The sequence below is a fragment of the Streptomyces sp. NPDC003284 genome (assembly GCF_053589675.1).
This window is the reverse complement of sequence record NZ_JBSFSI010000009.1, coordinates 243,509-268,817: the sequence shown is the minus strand read 5'-3', so window position 1 is coordinate 268,817 and position 25,309 is coordinate 243,509. Positions and strand designations below refer to the sequence as shown.

Genomic DNA, 25,309 nt, shown 5'->3' with positions numbered 1-25,309 from the left:
CCAGCCTGCTGCGAGAAGGCGCCGCGCGCATTTCATCGCGCCGGGCACCGGCCCCGGGCCACGGCGCCGTCATCCCGGATCCGCGGCCGGGACGGCCGCCGAGCGGAGCGCGTGGTCGAGGAAGCGCCGTGCCACCGGCGGCAGCGTACGGCCGGTGAGCCGGGCGATGCCGATGTCCCGCGCGCCGTGCACATCGGTGATCTCCAGATAGCGGATCGGGAAGCCCGAGGTCCCCGCCGCGTCCGGCGAGGACGGGATCAGGGACACCCCGAGCCCGGCCGCGACCAGCCCGCGCAGGGTGTGCACCTCCTCGCCCTCGAAGCCGACGCGCGGGGTGAATCCGGCCTGGCGGCACAGGGTCTCGGTGACGCTGCGCAGCCCGTAGCCCGGCTTGAGGAGGATGAAGGGCTCCTGGGCGACCTCGGCCAGCCGGACCCGGCTGCGCCGGGCGAGCCGGTGGCCGCGCGGAACGGCGAGCCAGAGCGGTTCGACCAGCAGCCGCCGCCAGGTGATCAGCGGGTGCCCCGGGTCCCCGCTGGTGATGACCAGATCCGCCGTGGCCTCCAGCAGATGCTGGATCAGACCGTTCTCCTCGTGCTGGTGCAGCTCGAAGCGGGCCTGCGGGAACTCCTCGCGGAACCCGGTGACGAGCCGCGGCACCAGCCAGGTGCCCAGCGTGTGCAGAAAGGCCAGCGACACCACGCCCGCCGCCGGGTCGACCACCTCGGCCACGGCCCGGCGCCCCCGGTCGTAGGCGTCCAGGGCGGCGTCGACGTACTCCTTGAACACCCGCCCGGCCGGGGTCGGCCGCAGCACCCGGCCCACCCGCTGGAGGAGTTCCGCGCCGATCTCCTCCTCCAGCCGGTGCAGCGCCCGCGACAGCGCCGGCTGGGTGACGCGCGCGTCGGCGGCGGCCTCGGTCACCGTCAGACCCTCGGCCACCGCCCGGAACGCACGCAGCACCTGGAGATCCATCGCGCTCATCCTCCCATCGCACCCGCCGCGGTGCAGCGGACGGCGCCGGGCGCGTACGCGTCCGGGGCGGACCCCACGTGGTGTGCGCCGACGGCGTCGCACAGCCGCTCGGCGGCGGCGATGGCCTCCTCCGCGTCCAGGAGGCCGGGCACCTCGCGAGCGGCCCGGCCCGGCTCCCGCCGCGCGTCCAGGACCGCCCGGCGGGCCTCGGCGAGCCGGTGGTAGGCGGTGCGGCGCAGCGCGTACCGCTCGGCGGCCGGGGCACCGGCCGGCAGGTCCCGGTAGCGGTGGGCGGCGGACACGGCGGCCCGCGTCCGGGCCGCGGCCCGGCCCCGCGCCGAGTCCGGCCACAGCGCGAAGTGCGCGGCCAGCACGATGGCCGCGGCCAGCGCCGTGTCGAGGATGCGCGCCCAGGACAGCTCCCGGTGGTCGCCCAGCAGGTCGACGAGGACGAACACGATCGCCGTCAGACCGGTCGTGGCGAGCGCGTAGTGGTGGCGCACTCCGACGGCCATGACCGCGGCGAACGCCGCCACGGCGCCGATCAGGGCGTACGTCCCGGTCGTCAGCAGGGTCACCGCGCCGATGGCGGCCACCCCGGCGACCGTCCCGGCGCAGCGGTGCAGGGCGCGGCGGAACACCGGACCGAAGTCGGGCTTGTAGACGAAGGCGACCGTCATCGGCAGCCAGTAGCCGCGCGGGCCGTGCAGCAGCACCGCGCACAGCTGGGCGGCGAGCACACAGCCCGCGAGCAGCACGGCGTAGCGGACCTGGGCCGCCCGCCCGTGCCAGAGGTACGCGGGGAGCCGCGCGGTGGCGTCCCGCGGGCGGTCCGGACCGCAGGAGGTGTACAGCGCGGTGAGCGCGCGCAGCGCGGGCGAGTCGCTCCCGGCGCAGGGCACGCCCTCCGGGTGCGCGGACCCCGCAGGCCCGGCGGCGGCGGTCGCGGCAGCGGCGCCGCGGCCCGGCTCCGGCAGCAGCCTGGCCGCCATCAGCAGCGGCACCCGGCTCACGCACCGGGGCAGCTCGCGCCCCTCCCACACCAGGGCCGAGGTCACCTCGCCCAGCCGCACGGCCGTGTGGAAGGCCGTGCGCAGGGCGTCCGGCCCCCTCCCGGGGCGCTCACGGCCGGTCAGATGGCGGTCCAGCACCCGGTGCGCGTGGTCGAGGGCGGCGGTGAGCCGCCGCCGCGCGGCTTCGGCGTCCGGGCCGCCCGCCGCCGCCAGGGCCCCGGACGCGGCCCGGTACACGGCGCGGACGGCCGCCCGCTCGATGGCGTGGCGCCGCCACAGCCACGGCGTGGCGGACAGCAGGGCGACCAGGGCGACGCCGCAGAGCAGGGCCAGGGGCGCCTGCCACCAGGGCCCCGGAACCGGGATCCCGCCGCCCACGGTCACCCCGAGCAGCAGATGCAGACCGGCCACCGAGGCGAGCCGCCCGCGCAGGCTGACGGCACCGGCGACCAGGGCAGCGGCGACCAGGCAGCAGGTCACCGCGCCCGGACGCCCGGAGCGCAGCGCGAGCTCCCCGGCGAGCAGGCCGAGGGCGGCGCAGCCGCCCGTGCAGCCCAGCCGCAGCACCCGCTGCCGGTAGGGGTCGTCACCGTCCTGGCCGACCCCCCACAGGGCGCCGATCCCCGCGAGCACCGCGAGGGCCACCTGCCCGGTCACCACCCCCAACAGCAGCGGCACGGCGAGCGCGACGGCACCCCGGGCCGCCGCGGCGAGCGGCAGCGGGGTCAGCGGCAGGCGGTACGGCGCCTTCATGGACCGGTCGGCTCCTCGGTACGGGTGCGGTGGATCCCTCCCAGGGTCGATCAGGACGGACACATGCGTCCAATGCCTGAAGTTCCACGAAATCATGCACCGGGCGCATGGGTGGGCCGGAGGGCGCCGCACTCCGGCCGCGTCCGCGTGCGGGCGGGCCGCCGCAGGGTGGCGGGAAGCGGTGGCGGGGATCCCAACTCGGTGTCGGGGCAAGCGAGTTAGCCCGTACACTGGCACACCGCCGAGCTGCGGGAACCGATCGTGACAGGCGTGACAGGGGGGAGTCGACATGTCCGGGGACGTTCCGGGACCGGCCGACGGATTCGTGGTGCCACCGATGCCGCCGAGACCGCCGGGCCCACCGCCCGCACCGCCGGTCGCGCCCGACGCCGTGCGCGCGCTCGCCGTCGCCCTGCTCAACCTCACCGGCCTCGGCCTCGGCTACGCGCTGCTGCGCCGCTGGGTGTGGGCGGCGGTGTGCTGGGCCGCGACCGCGGTGCTGCTCGTCGTCGCGCTCCCGGCCGACCCGGACGGCGTCCCGGCGGGCGTCCTCGCCGGCTACGCCGTGGTCCTGGGAGCCGCCGCCGCGCACGGCGCCGTGGCGGGCCTGCGCTCCCGGCTGTCCTGGCCCGGCAGCGCGCCCGTGGCCGCCCTCCTCGGCCTGGTGCTGCTGGCCGTGCCGGCCGGCGGCGGCGTGCTGTACGGCAGCGCCCGCGACGAGGCCACCGAGCAGATGCTCCTGGACCGGCTCCAGCACGCCGACGACCTCGTCAAGGCCCGCGCGGACCAGCCCTTCGTCACCGCGCAGCCCGGATTCCGCGACGCGCTGGCCGCCTACGCCGACCTCGGGCACCGGCACCCCGGCTCCCGGGCGGCGCACCGCCTCCCGGACCGGATGGCCGTCTACTACCGCACCGTCGCCGCCGCCTACCCGCAGCGGAAGTACTGCGAGGCCATCACCCCGCTGGAGTTCCTGCGCACGGTCCCGCGGAGCATGCGCGAGCAGGACCTGGGCACCCTGGCCACCTGGCCGGACAGCAGGCTGGCCGACTCCCTGTACGGCTGCGGGGCGAACGAGCTGAGCGGTGGACAGACCGGTTGGACGGGGCACTTCGGCGAACTGCTCACCACCTTCTCCGGGTCGGCGCAGGCCGCCAAGGCCGAGCTCGCCGTCAAGTCCGCCGTGGACAGGGCGGCCAAGGACGTCGGCGGCGGCGACCCGTGCGCCGCCGTCAGCCGTCTGAGCGGCCTCGGCGCGCAGATCCGCACGGTCGTGAGCACCGCCCCGGCCCAGGCCGCCACCCTGGACAAGGAAGCCGACCGTGCCGACCGGGGCGTCGCCTCGGGCACCTACCCCTGCGGTGTGCACCAGTACCGGACCGGTTCCTTCGACTCCGCCCTGACCAGCATGAACAAGTTCGTCCGCGACCACCCGCACGACGCGAACCGGGCCCGCGCGCAGAAGATCGCCATCGCGGCGGAGATAGCGCAGACGGTCCCCGCCGCCGGCAAGAAGCTGCCGACGACGGACTCGGGCGGCAGCATCCAGGTCACCATCAAGAACGACAGCCCGGACGACATCGAGGTCCTGTACACCGGCCCGGTCACCGGCAGCGTCACCGTGAGGGCCTGCGGCAGCTGCTCCGCCTACAGCTTCGGCGCCACCCTGGCGCTGGGCGGCTTCCACCCGTGCAGCGACAGCGGCAAGGACTACCCCCAGCGCACGATCTCGCTGCCGCCCGGCACGACGTACTTCCTGCACAAGCCGCGCGGCGGCAGCATCGCGTCGCCCGCGTCCGACACGGCCCAGCTGCGGTCCGGGTACATCTACACCGAGTGCGCCTACACCAAGAAGGGGCTGGGCGCACTCTCCTGACCTGCTGTGTCCTCCGTCCGGGGGAGCCGGTCCCGAGACCCGGGCGCGGTGCTCCCGTCTCTGCCAGCCTCCCTGTGCCGGGCGCACCGCCCGGCACACTCAGGGAGGTGGCGTTTGTCCGGTCACGTCGGACGCATCGGCGGGCGGCAAGTGGTGGCGGTCCTGGCGCTGGGCGGCGGGCTCCTGCTGGGCCCGGTCCTGCCCGCGCCCGCGGCCGAGGGCAACGCGGCGGCGCCCGGCGACCCGGGCGCCGCACCGACCGCCCCGGACGCCGCCCGCGACCTGGCCCCCGCCCTGCGCAACGCGTCCGGCGCGCACGCCCTGACCCGGGTCCTGCCACCGCTGACCGGCCGTGCTCCCGCCGGGCCGACGGTCAGGGGCGCAGGATGAGCCGCACCGGGTCGCCCTCCTTCTTCGCCAGCATCTCGACCGCGCGCCCGGCCTCGGCCAGCGGCAGCACCCCGCTCACCGACGCCGAGAAGTCCAGCCGGCCGCCCTGGACCAGCCGCAGCAGCTGCGGCAGGGCCACCGCCATGTCGGAACCGTAGTGGCCGAGGATCTGCTGCTGGAGATAGCTGAACCGGGTGCCGTCGGTGACACTGAGCGGCCGGTCGGTGAGCCCGACCAGGACGAGCCGTCCCCGGGGCGCGAGGACGGACAGCGCCTGCTCGCGGACGGCCGGGACCCCGGCGAAGTCGAAGGCCGCCGCGAGGCCCGCCCCGCCGGTGGCCGCGCGCACCTGTGCGCCCAGCCCGGGGCCGGCCGGATCCAGCGCCAGGTCGGCCCCGGCGGCGAGGGCGCGTTCGCGGGCGACGGGACTCGGGTCGACGGCGATCACCGGGCAGGCGCCGACCGCGCGCAGCAACTGCACCGCGTGCACGCCGAGGCCGCCCGCGCCCCACACGCCGACCGCCTCGGCGGGCCGCACCGCCCCGGTGCCGGTGACGGCACCCCAGGGCGTCGACACCGCGTCGGGGATGATCGCGCCCTGTTCGAAGGGGATGGTGTCCGGCAGCGCGGTCAGCGCGTCCGCGGAGGACAGCGCGTACTGCGCCCAGCCGCCGTCGTAGTCGACACCGCGCGTCCAGGTGGCGCCGTCGCGGTTCTCACCGGCGTACAGCACCACCCGCTGCCCCGGCGACCAGCGGGTGACGCCCTCGCCGACCTCGTGGACGGTCCCGGCCACCTCGTGGCCGAGGGTGACGGTGTCGCCCGGCAGCAGCGCGGGCGTGAGGGTGCCGTCGATCAGATGCACGTCGGACAGGCACACCCCCGCCGCCTCCACCTTCACCAGCACCTCGCCCGCGGCGGGCCGGGGCCGGGGCACCTCCTCCATCCGCAGGGTGCGGCTCGGCACGTGCAGGCGGGCGGCGAGCATCCGGTCCATGCGGTGACCTCCTCGATGCGGTGGCGGCGGCCCGCGCCCGTGCGGCGGGCGGCCCTGCCTCGCACCGTACGTCGCTCCCGTGCCCGCGACGACACCGCACCGCCCGGCCCGGCGGCCCCGGCCGGGCGGTGAGCTGGGACGTCCGCGCGTCCGGGTGACACCGACCGGCCCCCACCGGGCGCCCGCCGTGCGGCCCGGCTACGGTGGGAAGCGAGCGGGCCGCCGAACTCCCGGCGTCCGGCCCCGCGTTGGTGGTCCAAGGAAAGACACCCCGCTTCCCGCGGGGAGATGCAGGTGCAAGGCCTGCCCAACGCTCCCGCGCACAGGCCCCCGTCCGGTGTCCCGGCGGGGGCCCGCTCCTCGGTCCGCGGAGTCCTACGGCTCCAGCAGGACCGGCAGCTCGAACAGGTCGTTCTGGGTCACCACCGGCTTGTGGCGCAGCTCGGCGGCCGACACCGCGAGGTCCAGGCGCGGGAAGCGGGCGTACAGCGCGGGCAGCGCCACCCCCGCCTCCAGCCGGGACAGCGCCGCCCCCGGGCACACGTGCGGGCCGTGCCCGAAGGAGATGTGCCGGTTGGCGCCCACCTCGCGGGTGATGTCGAAGTCGCCCGCGCTCGGGCCGTGCGCCTGCTCGTCGCGGCCTATCGCGCCGTAGGAGACGATCAGCGCGTCCCCGGCCGGGATCACCTTGTCGCCGACCGGGACGTCCTCGGTGGCGAACCGGATCAGCACGTGCGAGGTGGGCGTCGACCAGCGCAGGGTCTCCTCGATCACCGCCGGCCAGTCGGCCGCGCCGGACAGCACCAGCGCGCGCTGCTCGGGGTGCGTGGAGAGGTTGACCACCGCGTTCACGATCAGCGAGATCGTCGTCTCGTGCCCCGCGGCCACCATCAGCTGGAGGGTGGAGACGATCTCCGCGTCGGTGAGGCGGTCACCGTCCTCGGAGGCCAGCACGAGCGCGCTGGTCAGGTCGTCGCCCGGCGCGGCCCGCTTGGCGGCCACCGTCTCGCCCATGATCTGCGCCAGCTCGGTCAGCGTGGCGACGACCTCCTCGGGCGGCGTCTGGGTGGAGAAGAACTTCTCGAACAGCACCTTCAGCCGGGGCAGCCGGTCCGTCTCGATGCCCATCAGGTCCGCGACGACGTACATCGGCAGCGGATAGGCGAAGGCCGCCTTCAGATCGACGCTGCCGCCGTCGGCGGGGAGGGCGTCCAGCAGCTCCTGGGTGAGCTGCTCGATGCGCCCGCGCATCCGCTCCACCCGGCGCGGGGTCAGCGCCTGCGCCACCAGCGTGCGCAGCCTGCGGTGCTCGGCGCCGTCGACCGTGAGCATCGAACGGCCCGGGTTGGCCAGGCCGATCAGCGGCCAGTCGGCCGGGATCTCCCCGCGCCGCCAGGCCCCCCACACCTCGATGTCCTTCACCAGCCGGGGATCGGTCAGCAGGGCCCGCGCCTCGGCGTGCCGGGTGACGGCCCACACCGGGACACCGCCCGGCAGCTCCACGGCCGCCAGCGGACCGGCCGCGCGCAGCCGGGCGCTCTCGCCGTCCAGGTCGGTGACGAAGGGATCCAGGGCGATGCGCGTGCCGTCGGTCGTCGTCTCTTCGGTGCCGGTCGTCATCGTGACGTGCCTTTCAGGGCAGGGGTCGGGGTGAACCGCACGGGCAGTTCCGTCAGCCCCCGCAGCCAGGGCGAGGGCCGACGCGTCAGGGAGTCGGCGCTCTTCGCCAGATCGATGTCCGGCAGCCGGTCCAGCACCACCTCGATGCCCGTGCGCGCGATCACCTCGGCGACCTCCTGCGCGGGGAACGGACAGCGGTGCTCACCGTGACCGAAGGAGAAGTGCGCGTTGTTTCCGCCGGTCAGCGCCGAACCGTGGGTACGCACCTGGGGGTCGGAGTTGGCGCCCTGGAGACCGAGCAGCAGCAGATCACCGGCGCGGATGCGCCGCCCGCCGAGCTGGGTGTCGCGGGCGGCCCAGCGCCCGGCCACGTTCTGCGTGGGCGTGTCCTCCCACAGCACCTCGTTCATGGCCTCCGCGACGCTGTTGCGCCCGCCGAACAGGGAGGCGGCGAACCGCTCGTCGGTCAGCATCAGGCGCAGCGAGTTGCCGATCCAGTCGGCGGTCGGCTGGTGGCCGGCCGCCAGCATCACCATCAGGTCCTGGGCGACCTCCTCCTCGGTGAAGCCGCCGGTGTCGGCCAGCATCCGCGAGGCCACGTCGTCCGCGGGCCGCTCCCGGCGCTCGGCGAGCAACTGCGCCATGGAACGGGCCAGATGCATCTGGCCCGCGATGGCGCGCTCCCGGCCGTCGATCATGTCGTTGAGCGCGGTCACCAGGGCCGGGCCCTCCTCGTCGGAGAACCCGTAGAGCCGGGCGAGGACCCGCACCGGCAGCAGCATCGCGTAGTCGGCGACCAGGTCGGCGGTGCCCTCGGCACACACCGCGTCGATCAGCTCGTCGGCGAACCGCTCCGCGTGGCGCCGCAGTTCGGCCGGTTCCACCGCCTCCAGGGCGTTGCTGATCATCGCGGCGCGCTCGCGGTGCCGCTCACCGACCGTGTAGAGGATCGACGGCTGCCGGTGGCCGATCATCGGCAGCAGCGGCCAGTCGCCGGGGATGTTCTCCCACTGGTTCCACAGCTCGGAGTCCCGGCTGAACAGCACCGGATCACCGGTCACCTGGTGCAGCTCGCGGTAGCCCAGCACCAGCCACGCCGGTACGTCCCCGTCGAGCAGCACCGGGGTGACGGCACCGTGGTCGCGCCGCATCTCCCGGTACAGGACGGCGGGTTCGGTCTGGAACCGGGGGCCGCTGAGCGGAACGGCGTCGGGGATCACACGAACTCCTGTCGGGGCGGGGCCGCAGGCGCGGCCCGTCCGGCGTAGTGGTCCTTGAGGTGCTGCACCAGGGTGATCAGCACCTGCTTGCTGGACTCCCGGGCGCGGGCGTCGCAGTCCACCAGCGGCACCCGCGGATCCAGGTCGAGCGCGTCGCGGATCGCCGCGTGCGAGTGGGCCGGGCCGCCGAAGTCGTTGCACGCCACGATGAACGGCGTGCCGTGGTGCTCCAGGCGGTCGATGGCGTACCAGGAGTCGCCGATGCGGCGGGTGTCGACGAGGACGACCGCCCCGAGCGTGCCGGAGAACAGCCGGTCCCACAGGAACCAGAACCGCTCCTGGCCGGGGGCGCCGAACAGGTACAGCACATTGTGCGCGTCCAGGGTGATGCGGCCGAAGTCGAAGGCGACGGTCGTCGCGGACTTGCCGCGCACCCCGCTGACGTCGTCGATCGCCTCGCCCGCCTGCGTCATCGTCTCCTCGGTGTTGAGGGGACGGATCTCGCTGACGGAGCGGACCAGGGTGGTCTTGCCGACGCCGAAACCGCCCACGACGACGATCTTCAGACCGTTGTCGGCGGAGGCACCCAACGGGGTGCGGGCGTCAGAGGTTGCGGAGTCCAACGAGCACCTGCTCCAGGATGTCGGGGTCGAGAACGGCGGACTTGCGCGGATGGCGGGCACTGACACGGCCCGCCGCCAGCAGGTCGCACAGCAGCACCTTGGTGATGCTCACGGGCAGCCGCAGCTCCGCGGCGATCTCCACCACGGCCGTGGGGAACGCGGCCAGCCGCAGGATCGCGGTGTGCTCCGACTGCATCCCGGGCGCCGGCTCGGACTCCGCGACGACCAGGGTGACCAGGTCGAACGGGTTGTCCGGGCCGGAGCTGGTGCGCCCGCCGGTGATGGTGTAGAGACGGTCCGGGGCGTCGTCCCTGCCGGGCCTGCTCATGACGTACGGGGCTGGGCCGTCAGATACTCGCCGAGCTGCTCCACCAGTTCGCTCATGTTGTGCCCGACGAGGCCGGCGTCCGCGTCCTCGGTGGTGACGACCGCCAGATGGGCGCCCTGGCCGGCCTCCACGATGAACAGCACCCCGCCGTAGAACTCGGTCATCGCCGAGCGCACCCCGCCGGTGCCGTCGCCGAACTCGGCGGACGCGCCGTGCGAGAGCGACTGGATGCCGGCGGCGATGGCGGCGAGCTGGTCGGCCTGGTCGACCGTCAGCTCCGGGGTGCGGCACAGCTTCAGTCCGTCACGGGACAGCACGAGCGCGTGCCGCGCGCCCGGGGTCCGCTCCAACAGGCCCTCCAGGAGCCAGGTGAGCTGGTCGTCGGCGGTGGTCTGGCCGGTCATGAGGTGGCGTCGCCTTCCGGGTGCGCGGTGGGGTGGGAGGGGAGGTCGGCCGGTGCCGGGGGAGCGGTGGCGTCGCCCCCGTCCGGCTGCGGTCCGGTGGCCGGTCCGGGAGCCGCCGCGTGGTCGGCGGCTCCGGGGCGCACGGCCTGGCGGAAGCTGCCGAAGCGGGCGGCGCGGGTCTTGACGTCCTCGGCCGCGGCGGCGGCGGGGCGCGGCGCCGGGGTCCGTGCCGTGTTCCGGGACCGCTCGGCGTCGGCGAGCGTGCGGCCCCTGCGCCGCTTGGGCAGCGCGACGGGCCATTCGGCGGTGTCGCCGTCCGTGCCGTCCGGCACGCTCTCGTGCACGGGCGCGGGATCGCCGGAGGCGGGCGCGGTGGACGCGGCGGGTACCGAGGGCTCGGCGGCCGGGGCGTCGTCCGGGGCCGTCGGGCGGGCGGAGTCCCCGCCGGTCCCGCCGGTCCCGGTGCTCTCGGCGGTCGCGGTGCTCCCGGCGCCGGGGACGTCGCGCGCGGCCGCGGGCCGCACGGGAGCCGAAGGAGCGGAGGGGGCCGAGGGAGTCGAAGCGGAGGCGACGGGGCTCGTGAGGATGTCCTGCGGGATCAGCATCAGCACACCCGTGCCGCCCCGCGCGGACGGCCGGAAGGACACCTTCAGGCCGTACTTGAGCGCCAGGCGCCCCACGACGGCGAGCCCGAGCCGGGTGCCGGTCAGACCGCCCAGCTCCGAGACGTCGCCCGCGACGGCCCGCTCGGCGCGGCGCAACTGCACCTCGCCCATCACCAGGCCGCTGTCCTCCACGGACAGGATGACACCCGCGGGCACCTCCTCCACATAGACGTGCACCTCGGAGGTGGGCGGGGAGAAGTTGGCGGCGTTGTCGAGGAGTTCGGCGAGCGCGTGCATCACGCCCTCGGCGGCGTGCCCGGCGACGGCGGTCTCGCTGGCCGCGTGCACGCGCACCCGGCGGTAGGCGCTGATGCGCCCCATCGCACCGCGCAGGATCGACTCCATGGCGATGGGCCGCGCCCAGCGCCGCCCCGAACGCGCGCCGGTGAGCACGGCGACCGAGTCGGCCAGACGGCCCGCCTGCGCCGTGCGGTGGTCCAGGTGCAGCAGATCGGCGAGGACGTCCTCGTCCGAGTGGCGCTCCTCCATGGCCCGCAGGTCGGCGAGCATGGCGGTGGTCAGGGCCTGCATACGGCCGGCCGCGTTGGAGGTCGCGGAGATCGCCGCGTCCCGGGCCCGGTGCGCCCGCTCCAGCTCACCGGTGAGCCGGGCGTTGTCCTGCGCGAGCCGGTCGGTCTCGCGCGCCGCGCCCTCCTCGGCGCGGACCCGCTCGTGCGCGAGGGACTCGGCGAACTCGGCGCGCTGCCGGCTCAGTTCGTCGATCAGGTGCTGCCGCTCCCGCTGCGCCTCCTCGGCGGTGCGGTGCCGCTCCTGGGCCAGGCGCTCGGCGTCCTGGGTGACCGTGTGCAGGCGGCGCCGCAGCGAACGGGCGGTCCGGCCGGCGCGTACGGCCCAGAACACGGCGGCCACCAGGACGACGGACGCGAGCCCCGCCCCCCAGGCCAGGGGCGTGCGCGCCGAGGCGGGCGCCGCCGGGACCGTGCCCGCGACCACGGCGGCGCACACGAGCGCGGTGGCGGCGGGAAGGGGCACGAGAGTACGGACGGCGGATCGCTCGCCGTGCGGGGAGGGGGCGGTCATCAATCGGGTCCTCGGGTGGCCGCCGCTCGGTCGAGAACGGCCCTCGTTCGGGTCCTGGAACAGGCCCTGGCTGGTGACAGGTGACACGTGCTGCTCAACTGTCGGTCACTATACGAGCTTTGGTGATCAAATTGGAAAGCCCGGGTCCGATTGTCCGTTCCGGACGGTCACTTCCGTCCGTCGGGAGCGTCCGCGCCGCCCTGTCCGGCGCCTCGGCGGCGGACCGCGATCATCGCCACGTCGTCGCCGAGCCGACCGCCGGTGTGCGCGATCAGATCGCGCCGGACATGGTCGAGCAGCGCCTGCGGGGCGCTCCCGGCCCACTGCGGGGCGCGTTCCGCCAGCGGGTAGAAGACGCCCCGGCGGTCGCGCGCCTCGACCACCCCGTCGGTGTACAGGAGCAGGGTGTCGCCCGGACCGAAGGGCAGCACGTCCACGGTGGAACCACCGGGAGCGGTCAGCCCGACCCCGAGCGGGGGAGCGGGGCTCAGGTCGGGGACGCTCACCCGGCCGTCCGGACCGAGCAGCAGCGGCGCCACATGCCCGCAGCTGGTCATCCGTACGACCGGGTCGTCGTCCGGGACCTCCAGCAGCAGAGCGGTCACGAACCGCTCCCCGGACTCCTCCTCCGGTTCGAAGTCGGCGAGGTAGCGGGTGACGCTGCGCTCCAGGGAAGCGGCGAGCGAGGGCAGGGCGGTGTGCTGGTGGGCGGCCTCGCGGAAGGCGCCGAGCAGCAGCGCCGCCTCCCCGATCGCCGGCAGTCCCTTGCCGCGCACGTCACCGATCATCAGCCGGGCCCCGCCGCCGGTGCGGGCCGCCGCGTACAGATCGCCCCCGATCGACGCCTCGTCCTCCGCGGCCAGATAGAGCGAGGCGAGCCGTACCGGGCCCAGCCGCTGCGGCAGCGGCCACAGCAGCACCCGCTGGGCGGCCTCGGCCACCGAGCGCACCTGCGCCAGTTCGCGCCGCCGCCGGTCGCGCACCAGGCACAGGGCCACGATCAGCACGGAGAGCAGCGCGAGCGCCACCACCTGCACCAGCAGGTTGCGGGACAGCAGGAGGTCGGAGCGCCAGCCGATGAACGCCTGCGCCGCCACGGCCAGCGCCCCCACGCAGCCGGTCGTCCACGGGCCCTCGGCCCACGCGGTGATCGCGGGCGCGATCACCAGCAGCGGACCGAGGACGATGTCGGACGGGGTCACGATGTCGAACACGGTGATCAGCCCGACGAGCACGACGGCGGTCAGCAGCAGCGCATGACGCCACCGCCGCGGCTGCGCGCGGCCCATGAAGCGTCCCTGCCAGGCACTCACGCCTCCACCCTGCACCGCGCCCGCACGCCCCCGCACCTCGGGAATGCCGCGGGAACACGTCGGCCACCCGTGTCCCCGGACGCCTGCCCGAGCGGCCGCCGTTGCCCCGGGCCTGTCGTCACATTGCCGTCGTCCGCGCGGAGGGCGGGTCTCGCGGCGTCAGGTGCGTGCTCCGGGGGCCCTGCTCGGAGAACTTGGGGGAGGGAGCGTGCACGGCGTCGCGAGGCACGCGGGGATCTGATGACAGGCCCTAGCATGAGGCGATCACAAGGACCTGTCCTGGGGAGGGACCGCCATGCGACTGCCCGGCTCCGGAGCGCGGCGGATCCGGCCCGGGGCCGCGACCGGCGCGCGCCGCGGCCGTGCCGGCCTGGCCGGCCTTGTCGTGGCCGGTCTCGTCCTGGCGCTCGCGGGGGCCTGGGCGTACGCCCGCGGTCCGCGCGCCGGGCGGGCCGCGGACGCCGGGCCGCCGCACACCACCGTCGAGGTGTCCTCGGGCGGCTGCGGGCGCGGCTGGGACGAACCGGTGCCCGGCGTCCAGGTCTTCGACCTGCGCAACACCTCCGACCGGGCCGCCGAGGCGTATCTGGAGGACTCGCGCAGCCACGCCGTGTACGGCGAGGTCGAGGGCATCGGTCCGGGCACCACCCGGAGCCTGACCGTGCGCGTCGGCAAGGGCTCCTACACATTCCGCTGCCTGCTGGAGGACGCCGACGCGGTCACCGGGCCCACGGTCCGCGTGGCGAGCGGGCGCGGCGGCCCGGCCGCGGCCCCCGTCACCCAGCACGACCTGATCCCCCCGGCGCTCGACTACCAGAAGTGGATCGCGGGCGCGCTGGAGGAGACCGTACGGCTGACCGGGCGACTGCGGGACGCCGTCGACCGCGGCGACCTCGCGGCGGCCCGCACCGCCTGGCTGCCCGCGCACGAGCAGTACGAGCGGCTCGGAGCGGCCTACGACGCCTTCGGCGACGCCGACGGACGGATCAACGGCACCGACGCGGGCCTGCCGGGCGGCGTCCACGACCCGTCCTTCGGCGGCTTCCACCGGATCGAGTACGGCCTGTGGCACGGCGAGGGCGCGCGCACCCTGCGGGCCCCGGCCGCCGCCCTGGTGCGGGAGGTCACCGCACTGCGCGACGACTGGGCGCAGGCCCGGATGGACCCGGCCCAGCTCGGGCTGCGCGCCCACGAGATCCTGGAGAACACCGTGCAGTTCGAGCTGACCGGCCGCACCGACTACGGCAGCGGCACCAATCTCGCCACCGCCCGCGCCAACCTGGACGGCACCCGCGCGGTCCTGTCCCGGCTGCGCCCGCTGCTCGCCTCCCGCCACGCCGCGCCGGACGGCCTGGACCGGGCCGTGGACCGGGCCGCGAACCTCCTCGACGGCTTCCGGCACGGGGACCGGTGGACACCGCTGGACCGGCTCACCCGCCCGCAGCGGGAGCGGGCCGACGCCGTGCTGGGCGACCTGGTCGAACGGCTGGCGTCCGTGGCCACCCTGTGCGACCCGCGGAGGACCTCATGAGGCGCGGGGAGCGCACGGACCGGACCGCGGGGGCCGGGCGGCCGGAACGGGAGACGGACGGCGGGGGAGCGCGCGAGAGGGTGGGACGGCGCCGGTTCCTGCGGGGTGCGGCCCTGGCCGGTGCCGGACTCGCCTCGGGCGGCGCGGCCCGCGGCGCCGGACCGGTTCCCGGCGCGGGGCCGTGGACCGGCACGCCCGCGGTGCCGTTCCACGGCCCGCACCAGCGGGCCGTGCTGGCGGCCCCGCGCCGCTCCACCGTGTTCGCGTCCTTCGACGTCACCGCCGACGGCCGGGCGGAGCTGGCCGACCTGATGCGCACCCTGACCGACCGGGCCCGCTTCCTCACCACCGGCGGCACACCCCCGCCGGCCGGGATCACCGCGCCGCCCGCGGACTCCGGGGTCCTCGGCGGCACGCTGCCCCCGGGCGCGCTGGCCGTGACCCTCGGCGTCGGCGCCGCGCTCTTCGACGACCGCTTCGGGCTCGCCGCCGCGCGTCCGCGCCGGCTGACCGCCATGCCGTCCTTCCCGGACGACGATCTCAGGCCCGACTGGTGCCACGGCGATCTCAGTCTCCAGTTGCACGCCGACGAGACGGACACCGTCCTGCACGCGCTGCGCGACATCGCCCGCCACACCCGGGGCGCGATGCAGGTGCGCTGGCGGCTGGACGGCTTCGCCGCCCCGCCCCGCCCCTCCGGCACCCCGCGCAATCTGATGGGCTTCAAGGACGGCACGGCCAACCCGGACGCCGGTGACGCCCGGGAGATGGACCGCCTGGTGTGGGTCGGCCGGGACGCGGGCGAACCGCCGTGGGCGACCGGCGGCAGCTACCAGGCCGTCCGGCTGATCCGCATGCTGGTGGAGTTCTGGGACCGGGTCGCCCTCACCGAGCAGGAACGCATGTTCGGCCGGGTCCGGGAGACCGGCGCACCCCTGGACGGCGACCTCGAGGACGACACGCCCCACTACGCGGACGACCCCAAGGGCGACGTGATCCCGCTGGACGCCCACATCCGCCGCGCCAACCCGCGCACCGCCGAGACCGAGGACCAGCGCATCCTGCGCCGCGCCCACAACTACGACCGGGGCACGGACAGCAACGGCAACCTCGACATGGGCCTGCTCTTCTGCTGCTACCAGCGCGATCTCGCCCGCCAGTTCGAGACCGTGCAGAAGCGCCTGGAGGGCGAACCGCTCACCGACTACATCTCACCGTTCGGCGGCGGCTACTTCTACGTCCTGCCCGGCGTATGCGACGAACGGGACTGGTACGGGCGCGCGCTGCTGACCTGAGAACACCGGCCCCCCGACGGCGGTTTCGCTCCGCCGTTCGGTCAATACCCGGTCAAGAATGGGCTCGGCTTGACTGACCCGGTGTCCCTTCCCGCGTCATCATGGCTGCTCCGCCACGCCGCCCGCGCGGCGGAGCGGCCCGGTCCGTACGCCGCGGCCACGATCCTGCCCGGAGGGTGAACTCACATGGCCAGCAGGGGAAGACGAGCAACGATGCGGAACCTGGGGGCGCTCGCCGGCGCCGCCGCGCTCACCGTGCTGGGCGGCGCCGCCCCCGGCTGGGCCGCGTCCCCCACACCGGACGGGCACCGGCCCCCCGCCACCCCGATCGAGCACGTCGTCGTCCTCTTCGACGAGAACATCTCCTTCGACCACTACTTCGCCACCTATCCGCGGGCCGCGGGCACCGACGGCACGAAATTCACCGCGTCGCGCAGGACCCCGAAGGACATCGACACCCTGGAGCACGCCGGGCTGCTGGAGCACAACCCCAACCAGTACACGCCCAAGCGGCTCGGCCCCGACCAGGCCCTCACCTGCGACCAGAACCACTCCTACGGCCCCGAGCAGTACGCGTACAACGGCGGCAGGGCCGACCGGTTCGTGCAGAACACCGAGGTCGACAAGTGCAGCGGCGGCCTGTTCGGCGAGCCCGGCCTCGTCATGGACTACTACGACGGCAACACCGTCACCGCGATGTGGAACTACGCGCAGCACTACGCGCTCAGCGACCGCTCCTTCGGCTCGAACTACGGCCCCTCCACACCCGGAGCCATCAACCTGGCCTCCGGGCAGACGCACGGCATCGTCTCCGTCGACCCGGCCTCCGGCACCGAGAACCCGAAGCAGACGGCCACCCCCGACCCGTCCGTGGTCAAGTCGCCCGACGCCGACGGCGTGGGCACGATGATCAACGACCCGGACCCGGCCTTCGACGACTGCTCCGGCAAGAACCACACCTCCAGCGCCGCGCTCGCCGTGATGAAGGGCCGCACCATCGGCGACCTGCTCAACCGGGCGCACCTCAGCTGGGGCTGGTTCCAGGGCGGCTTCCGCCCGTCCACCGCCTGGAGCGGCGAGCAGGGCGAGTACGCCCGCTGCGACACCGCGCACGCCAACGTCGGCGGCGCCCGGGTCGTCGACTACAGCCCGCACCACAACCCGTTCGCGTACTACCGGACGACGGCCAACCCGCACCACCTGCCGCCGAAGAACGTCGCCGAGATCGGCCACGACGGCCGGGCCAACCACAACTACGACCTGACCGACCTCTCCGCCGCGCTGACGGCGGGCCGCCTCCCGGCCGTCAGCTTCGTCAAGGCGCCCTCCTACCAGGACGGGCACGCGGGATACTCCGACCCGCTCGACGAACAGCACTTCCTGGTCGACCAGATCAACGCGATCCAGCGCTCCCCGCAGTGGCGCTCCACCGCCGTGATCATCGCCTACGACGACTCCGACGGCTGGTACGACCACGCCTACGCCCCGGTGCGCAACGGCTCCACGGACACCTCGGCCGGCTCCAACGGCAAGGCCACCGACAGCCCCGCGTGCCAGGCCGGGCCCCCCGCGGCCGGGGGCTACCTGGACCGGTGCGGCCCCGGCACCCGCCAGCCGCTGCTGGTCGTCTCCCCGTACAGCAAGGTCAACCAGGTCGACCACACCCAGACCGACCAGGCGTCGATCATCCGGTTCATCGAGGACAACTGGCACACCGGGCGCATCGGCGACCACTCCTTCGACGCGACGGCGGGCTCGCTCGCGGGCATGTTCGACTTCAAGCACCCCAACAACATGCAGGTGCTGCTGAACCGGGACGGTTCGGTCAGGTCGGTCGGGCCGATCCGCGTGGTGGCGCCGAGGGCGGCCGCCGTCACGGCCGGTGCGGCGTTCGAGAACGCGGCCGCGACCGCCGACGCCGCCGCCTCGGACTTCCCGGTCCTGCCGGTCGGTCTCGGCGCGGGCGCGCTGCTGGCCGTGGGCGCCACCGGGACGTACGTCGCGCTGCGCCGCAGACGCCGGAACGACCTCTGAGGTCCGGGCGGCCCCGACGCGCCGGACCGCCCCGCCGGTGGTGGCGGGGCGGCCCGGTCCGTCGTGCGCGGGACGTCAGGGCTGGAGGGGCATCGTGAAGCAGTTGGACGGGGCCGCCCTGCCCTCCAGGCGGTCGGTGAGCCAGGACACGGCGGTGCCCTGGTCGGTGAGCAGCGGACCGAAGTGGTTGAGCAGGGGACTGACGACGTTCGGGAGGACGACCGGCGCGTAGGTGACGTCGGCGCCCTTGCGGCACCAGTCGACGGCGAGTTGCCGCGCCTGGCCGTGCGGCACCAGGTTGTCGCTGACGCCGGTGGCCACCCGGACGGGCCCGGCGGGCTTGAGCCGGCCGATGCGCTGGGTGTCCAGGAAGCCCTGGAGGACGGGGTTGGCGCCGATGATGTCGCTCAGCGACTGCCCGTCGGTCGTCCACTTGGTGCTCTTGGCGTAGCCGTAGTGCAGGATCGCGTCGCCCACGCACATGGTCGACAGGTCCTTCAGGGCCGCCTTGCCCGCGGAGTTGAGATGGGCCTCGGCGATCGGCCGCAGATCCGGGTCGGTCTGGAGGAATCCGTTGAGTGACCAGCCGAGGGCGCCGGCCAGTTCGCTGCCGTCGATGCCCTTGGTGACCTCGGTCAGGTTCGCGGGCGGCGCGCCGGAGTAGGTGCCCGCGAGGGTGACGTCCGGGGCGTAGGAGGGCTGGAGTTCGGCGGCCGCGGCGGTCGCGCCGCCGCCCTGGCTGTAGCCGAACAGGCCGACGCGCGAGTCCGCGGTCACCGAGGTGCCCGCAACCGTGCGCGCGGCCCGTGCGGCGTCCAGGACGGCGTGCGCCCCGTCGATCCGGTTGACGTAGGTGTGCAGCCGGTCGGTGGCGCCCAGGCCGACGTAGTCGGTGACGACGACCGCGGTGCCCTGGGCCAGCAGCCGGTAGACGGACAGGTCCTCGTAACCGATCGACACCGTCTCGCCGTTGAACGCCAGCGGGTGCTCCAGGCCCAGTGAGGCCGCGCACTGGTCGCCCTGGCCCATGGTGCCCGGGGCGACGACGACGAGCGGGCGCGGGCCGCCGCCCTTCCAGCGGGCGGTGGGCTCGATGTAGGCGCCGGTGACGGCCACGGGCGCGCCGTTGGCGTCGGTCGACTTGTACATCAGGCGGGTGGCGCGGCCCGGCAGCGGGCCGTGCAGGCTGGGCAGGCTCAGCGCGAGCGGCAGCGGCTCGGTGCGGACCAGGGTGCCGTCGGCGGCAGGGAGTTCGGCGGGCGGGTCGTAGAACTCCGGGATGGTGACGCCCCGGGACACCACGGGGGCGGAACCGGTGGCCGCCGCGGCGGGCAGGGCCTGGGCCGCGAGGCACGAGGCGGCGGCAGCGGCGACCGCCACGGCGAGCAGCCGTCTGGACGCGGGCATGGGGAACCTCCTGGGGTGAGGCCGGGCGCGCGGGTGGGGGTGTGACGGAAGGAGACCGTACCCAGGTGCTGTTACCGCGGGTAGCAGGCGGTAGGTTACGGTTCAGTAACTTACTCGGCTTCTAATAAGGCGCCGTGCCGACGCGCCGCCCCGCCCGTAGGCCGGTTCCGCCCCTCACCAGGCCAGCTGGTCGATCAGCGCGGCCGGGTCCGGCTCCGGGGTGCGGCCCAGGCTCTGCTCCGCCCAGATCACCTTGCCGTCGGCCACATAGCGCGTGCCCCAGCGGTCCGCGAACTGCGAGACCAGGAAGAGCCCCCGGCCCCCCTCGTCGGTCGTGGCCGCCCGGCGCAGCCGCGGGGAGGTGTTGCTGCCGTCCGAGACCTCGCAGACCAGGGTGCGGCCCAGCAGCATCCTGACCCGCACCGGGGGAGCGCCGTAGCGGATCGCGTTGGTCAGCAGCTCGCTCAGGATCAGCTCGGTGGCGAACGCGGAGTCCTCCAGCCGCCATTCGGCCAGCCGCCCGCTGACCTGCGTCCGCACCCGGGAGACCGCGCTCACGTCGAACGGCACGTCCCAGACGGCGACATGGGACGGGTCCAGCAGCCGGGTGCGGGCCACCAGCAGCGCCACGTCGTCGCTGGGGTGCTCCGGCAGCATCGTCTCCATCAGGGCCCGGCAGGTCTCCTCCGGGCTCTGGTCCGGGTGCGCGACCGCGGCGGCGAGCAGGGAGAGGCCCTCGTCGATGTCGCGCCGCCGGTCCTCGACCAGCCCGTCGGTGAACAGCACCAGGCGGCTGCCCTCCGGCAGCGTCAGCTCACCGGTCTCGAACGGATGCCCGCCCACCCCCAGCGGCGGCGACAGCGGCAGGTCGGGGAAGGTCACCCGGCCCACCGGGTCCACCACGGCGGGCGCGACATGCCCGGCCCGGGAGAAGGTGCAGTGCCCGCCCACCGGGTCGTAGATGACGTACAGGCAGGTGGCCCCGGTGACCAGCGACCCCTCACCGTCGTCCGGGCCGTCGGCCGGGGTGTCGAGCCGGGCCACCATCTCGTCCAGATGCCCGAGCAGTTCGTCCGGCGGCAGGTCGAGCGAGGAGAAGTTCAGCACCGCCGTGCGCAGCCGCCCCATGGTCACCGCGGCGTGCAGCCCGTGCCCGACGACATCGCCGACCACCAGCGCCGTCCGGAAGCCCGGCAGGGGTATCACGTCGAACCAGTCGCCGCCCACACCCGACTGCGCCGGACGGTAGCGCCAGGCCACCTCCAGGGCGTCCTGCTCGGGCAGGTCCCGGGGCAGCAGGCTGCGCTGGAGCGTCACCGCCATCGCGTGCTCGCGGGAGTAGCGGCGCGCGTTGTCGATGGCGACCGCCGCCCGCGCCCCCAGCTCCTCGGCGACCGCGACGTCCTCCTCCTCGAACCGCGGTGAGCCCGCCCCCCGCCAGAAGTTGACCATGCCGAGCACCACGCCCCGCGCCCGCAGCGGCACCGCGATCAGCGAGTGGATGCCGGAGTCCAGCACCCGGCCCGCGCCCTCCGGGTCCTGGGCCCGCCAGTCCTCGGCCGCCCGCAGGTCCGGCACCAGGACGGCCCGGCCCTGCCGCAGCGCCGCCACCATGGGCGTGTCGGCCACCACGAACTGGATCAGGTCGCCCACCGGCTGGAGCGGATGGCGCGAGCCGCGCAGCGCGGTGCGGCGCATCCGGTGCACGGCTCCGGTGGGCTCCTCGCCGTGCAGCACGGCCTCCAGCAGCTCCACGGTGACCACGTCGGCCAGCCGGTCCACCGCCACCTCGGCCAGCTCCTCCGCGGTGCGCCGTACGTCCAGGGTGGTGCCGATGCGCACCCCGGCCTCGTACAGCAGGGTCAGCCGGCCGCGGGCCGTCTCCGCGCGGCCGGACAGGGCGCGCAGCTCCGTGGTGTCGCGGAAGCTGGCCACCAGGCCCGGCGCGTCCCCGTACGGGGCGGTGCGCCGGGTGTTCACGGCCAGCAGCCGGTCCCCGGCCGGGCACACCTCGTCGGAGACCACCTCGCCCGCCACCAGGATCCGGGTCAGGTCGGGGGCCAGCCCCAGCTCCGTGACGTGCCGCTGGTCGGCGTCCGGCGGCAGCAGGAGCAGCCGGCGCGCCTCGTCGTTGGCCAGCAGCAGCCGGCCGTCGGCGCCGACGATCAGCACGCCCTCGCGCACCGCGTGCAGCACCGCGTCGTGGTGCTCGTACATCCGGGTCATCTCGGCCGGTCCGAGGCCGTGGGTCTGCCGCTGGAGGCGTCTGCTGACCAGGGCGGTGCCCGCGGTGGCGAGGGCGAGCGCGAGCGCGGCCGAACCCAGCACCATGGGCACCTGCTGGTCCAGCAGATACCCCACGTTCTCGACCTGGATCCCGGCGGTGACCACCCCGACCACCCGGCGGCTCGCGTCCATCACGGGCACCACCGCGCGCACGGCGTCGGCCGGTTTGCCGTGGAAGGTGTCGGTGAAGGTCTCGCCCGCCACGGCCCGGCTGACGTCCTGCGCCCTGGTCCCGATCAGCCGCGGCTCGGTGTCGGCCAGCCGCACCCCCTTGGTGTTCAGCACGGAGATGAAGTCGATGCCCGCGCCGGCCTGTGCCTGCATCACGGGGGTCTGGAGCAGCTTCGTCGGGTCCGGGGCCGCGAAGGCGAGGGCGGTGCCCGGGGCGTGCGCGAACGCCTCGGCGGCGGCCAGGGAGCGCTTGCGGGCGTCGTTGTCGCCGTCGTAGCGCCCCTGGAGGACGAGCGCGGTGGCCGCCGCGGCGACCAGCACCAGGACGACGATGACCTGGAGCAGGAAGACCTGCGCCGCCAGCGTGCCCGGCCCCCAGGGCGAGGGAAGGCGGCGTCCGGGCGGGCGGCGCGGTCCCGGGCGCCGGGACGGATCAGCGGACCGCCGGCCGTCGCGCGGCGCTGCCGCCTTCGAGCGGGACCGGCGGGAACGTCCGATCATGCTCCCAGTTCTAGCACTGCGCTCACCCGCCGGGCGACCGATATGTCCGATCAGAACTCTTTCTTGGCCTCCGCCGCGCGCCGGGAATGCCGTGGCCGTCCGCCCTGTTGACGCCCGTGGCTGGCATGTCTGGATCAATCCGGGATGCGGCCGAAAGGAGGATCCATGGCACGCACCACCATGCGCCCCGTCGTCCGGCTGAAGTCCACCGCCGGGACCGGCGCCACCTATGTGACGCGCAAGAACCGGCTCAACGACCCCGACCGGCTCACCCTGCGCAAGTACGACCCGGTCGCCGCCCGGCACGTCGTGTTCCGCGAGGAGCGCTGACCGTCCGGCTCCCGTCCGGCGGGGGTGTGCTCACCCGCCCCCGCCGGGCAGCGGCTGCTCCGCCCAGATCGTCTTGCCGCCGCCGGTGTACCGGGTGCCCCAGCGCAGCGCGACCTGGGCGACCAGGAACAGACCGCGCCCGCCCTCGTCGGTGCTGAGCGCGCTGCGCAGGTGCGGGGCGGTGCTGGCCCCGTCGGAGACCTCGCAGATCAGGGTCCGCTCATGGATCAGGCGCAGCCCGATCGGACCGCAGGCGTGCCGGATCGCGTTGGTCAGCAGCTCGCTGACGATCAGCTCCGTGCTGAAGGCCATGTCCTGAAGGCCCCACCGGGCCAGCTGCGCGGCGACGTCCTCGCGCGCCACGTGCACCGCCGCCGGGTCCTCGGGCACCTCCCAGTACGCCACCCGGTCGGCGCTGAGCACATGGGTGCGGGCGATGAGGAACGCCACGTCGTCGCGCGGCCGGTCGGGCAGCAGGGTGCGCACCATCACGTCGCAGATCTCCTCCAGCGGCCGGTCCGGATGGGCCAGCGTGAAGCACAGGCGCTCGATGCCGACGTCGACGTCCCGGTCCGACGCCTCGATCAGCCCGTCCGTGTACAGCGCGACGACACTGCCCTCCTCCACCGCGACCTCGGCGCACTCGAACGGCAGCCCGCCCAGACCGAGCGGCGGCCCCGCCGGGATGTCGGGGAACTCCACCGGCTCGTCCAGATGGGCGATCACCGGACTGGGGTGCCCGGCACGGGCCACGGCGATCTTGCGGGCGATGGGGTCGTACACCGCGTACACACAGGTCGCGCCGACCGCCGCCGGGCCCTCGTCGGCCGCCTCCGCCTCCTCCGACAGCCGGACGACCAGATCGTCCAGCCGCGCCAGCAGTTCGTCCGGGGCCAGGTCCAGATCGGCCAGGGTCTGCACGGCGGCCCGCAGCCGGCCCATGCTGGCCGCCGCGTGCAGCCCGTGCCCGACCACGTCGCCCACCACCAGCGCGACCCGGGCGCCGGAGAGCGGGATCACGTCGAACCAGTCGCCGCCCACGCCCGCCTCCGCGTCGGCGGGCAGATACCGGTGCGCCACCTCGACGGCGCTGTGCTCGGGCAGCGACGGCGGCAGCAGACTCGTCTGGAGGGTCAGCGCGGCCCGGTGCTCGCGGGCGTAGCGCCGGGCGTTGTCCACGCACACGGCGGCCCGCGCCACCAGATCCTCCACCAGCAGCAGATCGTCGTCGTCGAAGGAGTCGGGGTTCTTCCAGCGCATCAGGGTGACCACGCCCATCGTGACGCCGCGGGCCCGCAGCGGGACCACCAGGTGCGTGTGCACGCCCAGCCGGATCAGCTTGTGCCAGCGCACGGGATCGTCGCCGATCCAGGGCGTCGCCGGGCCGACGGCCGCCACCCGCAGCGGCTCCCCGGTGGCCAGGCAGCGCCGCTGCGGCGAACGCGGCGGATAGCGGGTGGGCTCACCCACGTCCACGACCCGGTCCGGCTCGTCCTCCTGGATCGACAGGTGCGCCGCCCGGAGCAGGGTGGCCGTGCCGCGCTCCGGCCACGCGACCGGCATCGTCCGGGCCCGGACCACGTCCAGCAGGTCCACGGCGACGAAGTCGGCGACCTGCGGCACCACGACCTCCGCCAGTTCCCGCACCGTACGGTCCAGGTCCAGCGTGGTCCCGATGTGCTCGCCCGCCGCGTTGAGCAGCGCGAGCCGCTCCCGCGCCGGGTCCTGCCCGGTGAGGTCGAGAGCGGCGTAGCAGACCCCCAGGGGCCGGTCCGAGACGTCCCGCAGCGGGAAGAAGGCGCGCAGCCTGGAGCGGCCCGGACACGGTCGGCCCGGCGGCGCGGCGGCGCGCGGCGCCACCGGTTCCAGGGTGACGCGGTACTGCCCCGACAGCAGTGTCTGCCGGGCCTGCCGGGTCACCACCGGCGAGGCGGCCGACGCACCGGTCACGGACCCGGCGCCGCCCGCGCCGCCCGCGGCGCCTTGCTCCAGATCGGCCAGCGCACGGTTGGCCCACCGGTAGCGCATCCCGGGGCCGAGCAGCCCGACGCCGATCGGCGACTGCTCCAGCACGCCCCGCGCCACCAGCGCGGCCAGCTCCCGGCGCTGCCGCCGGGCCGCGTCGCACCCGGCGACGAGCCATTCGACGGTTTCGGACCCCCCGCTCAGCGGCGCCACCCGGACGGCGAGGCGGACGGTGTGACCGGCCCGGTGGCGCACCCGCACGGTGCCCTGCCAGCCCCGGCGGATCCGGCGCAGCCGGGACACCACGGCGGCCGGGTCGGCGTCCGCGAGCAATGCCCCCACCGGGGAGCGCAGCACCTCGGACGGCGGATGCCCGACCAGGTCCTGCGCCGCGCGGCTCCAGCGGACGATCAGCCCGTCGGCGTCGACGACGGCCACGGCCGCCGGGACGGACGTGACGTCGAGCGGATCGCCCGGAAACGCGCTGTTCGCAGCACCGCCGACGCCCATGCTGTCATCCCCATCCGCGGGCAGGACCCCACGGCCACATTTTCGCATCGGGGCCCCTCTC

At 75.0% G+C, this 25,309-nt stretch carries 19 protein-coding genes; 6 read left to right on the top strand and 13 right to left on the bottom strand.

The window, feature by feature from the left end:
* Positions 1-69 precede the first annotated feature (69 nt).
* Positions 70-984 carry a LysR family transcriptional regulator gene (locus ACWDYF_RS21230; RefSeq protein ID WP_234029394.1) on the bottom strand — a complete coding sequence of 305 codons (915 nt, stop codon included), beginning with the start codon at positions 982-984 and terminating at the stop codon, positions 70-72.
* Positions 981-2,741, bottom strand: coding sequence for an FUSC family protein (locus ACWDYF_RS21225; protein ID WP_389464669.1), 1,761 nt, complete (start codon positions 2,739-2,741; stop codon positions 981-983). The genes ACWDYF_RS21230 and ACWDYF_RS21225 overlap by 4 nt, the downstream gene beginning before the upstream one ends.
* 289 nt (positions 2,742-3,030) lie before the next feature.
* On the opposite strand from ACWDYF_RS21225, the gene ACWDYF_RS21220 reads away from it, so the two are divergent.
* Positions 3,031-4,617: a hypothetical protein gene (locus tag ACWDYF_RS21220; RefSeq protein ID WP_389464671.1), complete on the top strand. Its 1,587-nt coding sequence runs from the start codon at positions 3,031-3,033 to the stop codon at positions 4,615-4,617.
* 114 nt (positions 4,618-4,731) lie between these two features.
* Positions 4,732-5,007, top strand: a complete 276-nt coding sequence (locus ACWDYF_RS21215) for a hypothetical protein (protein ID WP_389464672.1) — start codon at positions 4,732-4,734, stop codon at positions 5,005-5,007.
* Here ACWDYF_RS21215 and ACWDYF_RS21210 read toward each other — a convergent pair.
* The 8 genes from ACWDYF_RS21210 to ACWDYF_RS21175 all read right to left on the bottom strand — a co-directional run bounded on the left by ACWDYF_RS21210 (position 4,991) and on the right by ACWDYF_RS21175 (position 13,194).
* Positions 4,991-6,004: a zinc-binding dehydrogenase gene (locus tag ACWDYF_RS21210; protein WP_389464674.1), complete on the bottom strand. Its 1,014-nt coding sequence runs from the start codon at positions 6,002-6,004 to the stop codon at positions 4,991-4,993. The genes ACWDYF_RS21215 and ACWDYF_RS21210 overlap by 17 nt on opposite strands.
* Before the next feature lie 375 nt (positions 6,005-6,379).
* A complete protein-coding gene (locus tag ACWDYF_RS21205) occupies positions 6,380-7,624 on the bottom strand; it encodes a cytochrome P450 family protein (RefSeq protein ID WP_389464675.1) in 1,245 nt (414 codons plus the stop codon).
* The gene (locus ACWDYF_RS21200; protein WP_389464677.1) at positions 7,621-8,844 is read right to left on the bottom strand and encodes a cytochrome P450; all 1,224 of its coding nucleotides are present in this window, start codon (positions 8,842-8,844) and stop codon (positions 7,621-7,623) included. Before ACWDYF_RS21200 ends, ACWDYF_RS21205 begins: the two co-directional genes overlap by 4 nt.
* On the bottom strand, positions 8,841-9,467 hold the full coding sequence (locus tag ACWDYF_RS21195) for a GTP-binding protein (protein ID WP_381744296.1): 627 nt from the start codon (positions 9,465-9,467) through the stop codon (positions 8,841-8,843). Before ACWDYF_RS21195 ends, ACWDYF_RS21200 begins: the two co-directional genes overlap by 4 nt.
* Positions 9,448-9,795 (bottom strand): DUF742 domain-containing protein, encoded by a 348-nt coding sequence (locus ACWDYF_RS21190; RefSeq protein WP_018569909.1) that lies wholly within the window; start codon positions 9,793-9,795, stop codon positions 9,448-9,450. Before ACWDYF_RS21190 ends, ACWDYF_RS21195 begins: the two co-directional genes overlap by 20 nt.
* Positions 9,792-10,199, bottom strand: a complete 408-nt coding sequence (locus ACWDYF_RS21185) for a roadblock/LC7 domain-containing protein (RefSeq protein ID WP_018569908.1) — start codon at positions 10,197-10,199, stop codon at positions 9,792-9,794. Before ACWDYF_RS21185 ends, ACWDYF_RS21190 begins: the two co-directional genes overlap by 4 nt.
* On the bottom strand, positions 10,196-11,905 hold the full coding sequence (locus ACWDYF_RS21180; protein ID WP_389464679.1) for an ATP-binding protein: 1,710 nt from the start codon (positions 11,903-11,905) through the stop codon (positions 10,196-10,198). The genes ACWDYF_RS21185 and ACWDYF_RS21180 overlap by 4 nt, the downstream gene beginning before the upstream one ends.
* Before the next feature lie 167 nt (positions 11,906-12,072).
* The gene (locus tag ACWDYF_RS21175) at positions 12,073-13,194 is read right to left on the bottom strand and encodes a PP2C family protein-serine/threonine phosphatase (protein WP_381744607.1); all 1,122 of its coding nucleotides are present in this window, start codon (positions 13,192-13,194) and stop codon (positions 12,073-12,075) included.
* 319 nt (positions 13,195-13,513) lie between these two features.
* On the opposite strand from ACWDYF_RS21175, the gene ACWDYF_RS21170 reads away from it, so the two are divergent.
* The 3 genes from ACWDYF_RS21170 (at position 13,514) to ACWDYF_RS21160 (ending at position 18,078) form a co-directional block, all read left to right on the top strand.
* Positions 13,514-14,749, top strand: coding sequence for an EfeM/EfeO family lipoprotein (locus ACWDYF_RS21170; protein ID WP_389464681.1), 1,236 nt, complete (start codon positions 13,514-13,516; stop codon positions 14,747-14,749).
* Positions 14,746-16,044 carry an iron uptake transporter deferrochelatase/peroxidase subunit gene (efeB, locus tag ACWDYF_RS21165; RefSeq protein ID WP_389464683.1) on the top strand — a complete coding sequence of 433 codons (1,299 nt, stop codon included), beginning with the start codon at positions 14,746-14,748 and terminating at the stop codon, positions 16,042-16,044. The genes ACWDYF_RS21170 and efeB overlap by 4 nt, the downstream gene beginning before the upstream one ends.
* Before the next feature lie 213 nt (positions 16,045-16,257).
* Positions 16,258-18,078, top strand: coding sequence for a phospholipase C (locus tag ACWDYF_RS21160; RefSeq protein WP_389464684.1), 1,821 nt, complete (start codon positions 16,258-16,260; stop codon positions 18,076-18,078).
* A gap of 75 nt (positions 18,079-18,153) precedes the next feature.
* Here ACWDYF_RS21160 and ACWDYF_RS21155 read toward each other — a convergent pair whose 3' ends face one another.
* Positions 18,154-19,485: a lipase family protein gene (locus ACWDYF_RS21155; protein ID WP_389464686.1), complete on the bottom strand. Its 1,332-nt coding sequence runs from the start codon at positions 19,483-19,485 to the stop codon at positions 18,154-18,156.
* Between the two features lie 174 nt (positions 19,486-19,659).
* Positions 19,660-22,443, bottom strand: a complete 2,784-nt coding sequence (locus ACWDYF_RS21150) for a SpoIIE family protein phosphatase (RefSeq protein WP_389464688.1) — start codon at positions 22,441-22,443, stop codon at positions 19,660-19,662.
* A 165-nt stretch (positions 22,444-22,608) separates the two neighbouring features.
* Between ACWDYF_RS21150 and rpmG the strand changes: the two genes are divergently transcribed.
* Entirely contained in the window at positions 22,609-22,773 is a 165-nt protein-coding gene (gene rpmG / locus ACWDYF_RS21145; protein ID WP_389464689.1) for a 50S ribosomal protein L33, read from the top strand.
* Between the two features lie 30 nt (positions 22,774-22,803).
* On the opposite strand, the gene ACWDYF_RS21140 is transcribed toward rpmG, so the two are convergent.
* On the bottom strand, positions 22,804-25,248 hold the full coding sequence (locus ACWDYF_RS21140; protein WP_389464690.1) for an ATP-binding SpoIIE family protein phosphatase: 2,445 nt from the start codon (positions 25,246-25,248) through the stop codon (positions 22,804-22,806).
* Between the last annotated feature and the right edge of the window lie 61 nt (positions 25,249-25,309).

Coding starts and splice junctions, on each gene's coding strand:
- ACWDYF_RS21185 (WP_018569908.1), bottom strand. CDS start 10,199: ATGACCGGCCAGACCACCGCCGACGACCAGCTCACCTGGCTCCTGGAG.
- ACWDYF_RS21140 (WP_389464690.1), bottom strand. CDS start 25,248: ATGGGCGTCGGCGGTGCTGCGAACAGCGCGTTTCCGGGCGATCCGCTC.
- ACWDYF_RS21175 (WP_381744607.1), bottom strand. CDS start 13,194: ATGGGCCGCGCGCAGCCGCGGCGGTGGCGTCATGCGCTGCTGCTGACC.
- ACWDYF_RS21170 (WP_389464681.1), top strand. CDS start 13,514: ATGCGACTGCCCGGCTCCGGAGCGCGGCGGATCCGGCCCGGGGCCGCG.
- ACWDYF_RS21230 (WP_234029394.1), bottom strand. CDS start 984: ATGAGCGCGATGGATCTCCAGGTGCTGCGTGCGTTCCGGGCGGTGGCC.
- ACWDYF_RS21190 (WP_018569909.1), bottom strand. CDS start 9,795: ATGAGCAGGCCCGGCAGGGACGACGCCCCGGACCGTCTCTACACCATC.
- ACWDYF_RS21220 (WP_389464671.1), top strand. CDS start 3,031: ATGTCCGGGGACGTTCCGGGACCGGCCGACGGATTCGTGGTGCCACCG.
- ACWDYF_RS21225 (WP_389464669.1), bottom strand. CDS start 2,741: ATGAAGGCGCCGTACCGCCTGCCGCTGACCCCGCTGCCGCTCGCCGCG.
- ACWDYF_RS21155 (WP_389464686.1), bottom strand. CDS start 19,485: ATGCCCGCGTCCAGACGGCTGCTCGCCGTGGCGGTCGCCGCTGCCGCC.
- ACWDYF_RS21210 (WP_389464674.1), bottom strand. CDS start 6,004: ATGGACCGGATGCTCGCCGCCCGCCTGCACGTGCCGAGCCGCACCCTG.
- rpmG (WP_389464689.1), top strand. CDS start 22,609: ATGGCACGCACCACCATGCGCCCCGTCGTCCGGCTGAAGTCCACCGCC.
- efeB (WP_389464683.1), top strand. CDS start 14,746: ATGAGGCGCGGGGAGCGCACGGACCGGACCGCGGGGGCCGGGCGGCCG.
- ACWDYF_RS21205 (WP_389464675.1), bottom strand. CDS start 7,624: ATGACGACCGGCACCGAAGAGACGACGACCGACGGCACGCGCATCGCC.
- ACWDYF_RS21180 (WP_389464679.1), bottom strand. CDS start 11,905: ATGACCGCCCCCTCCCCGCACGGCGAGCGATCCGCCGTCCGTACTCTC.
- ACWDYF_RS21150 (WP_389464688.1), bottom strand. CDS start 22,443: ATGATCGGACGTTCCCGCCGGTCCCGCTCGAAGGCGGCAGCGCCGCGC.
- ACWDYF_RS21160 (WP_389464684.1), top strand. CDS start 16,258: ATGCGGAACCTGGGGGCGCTCGCCGGCGCCGCCGCGCTCACCGTGCTG.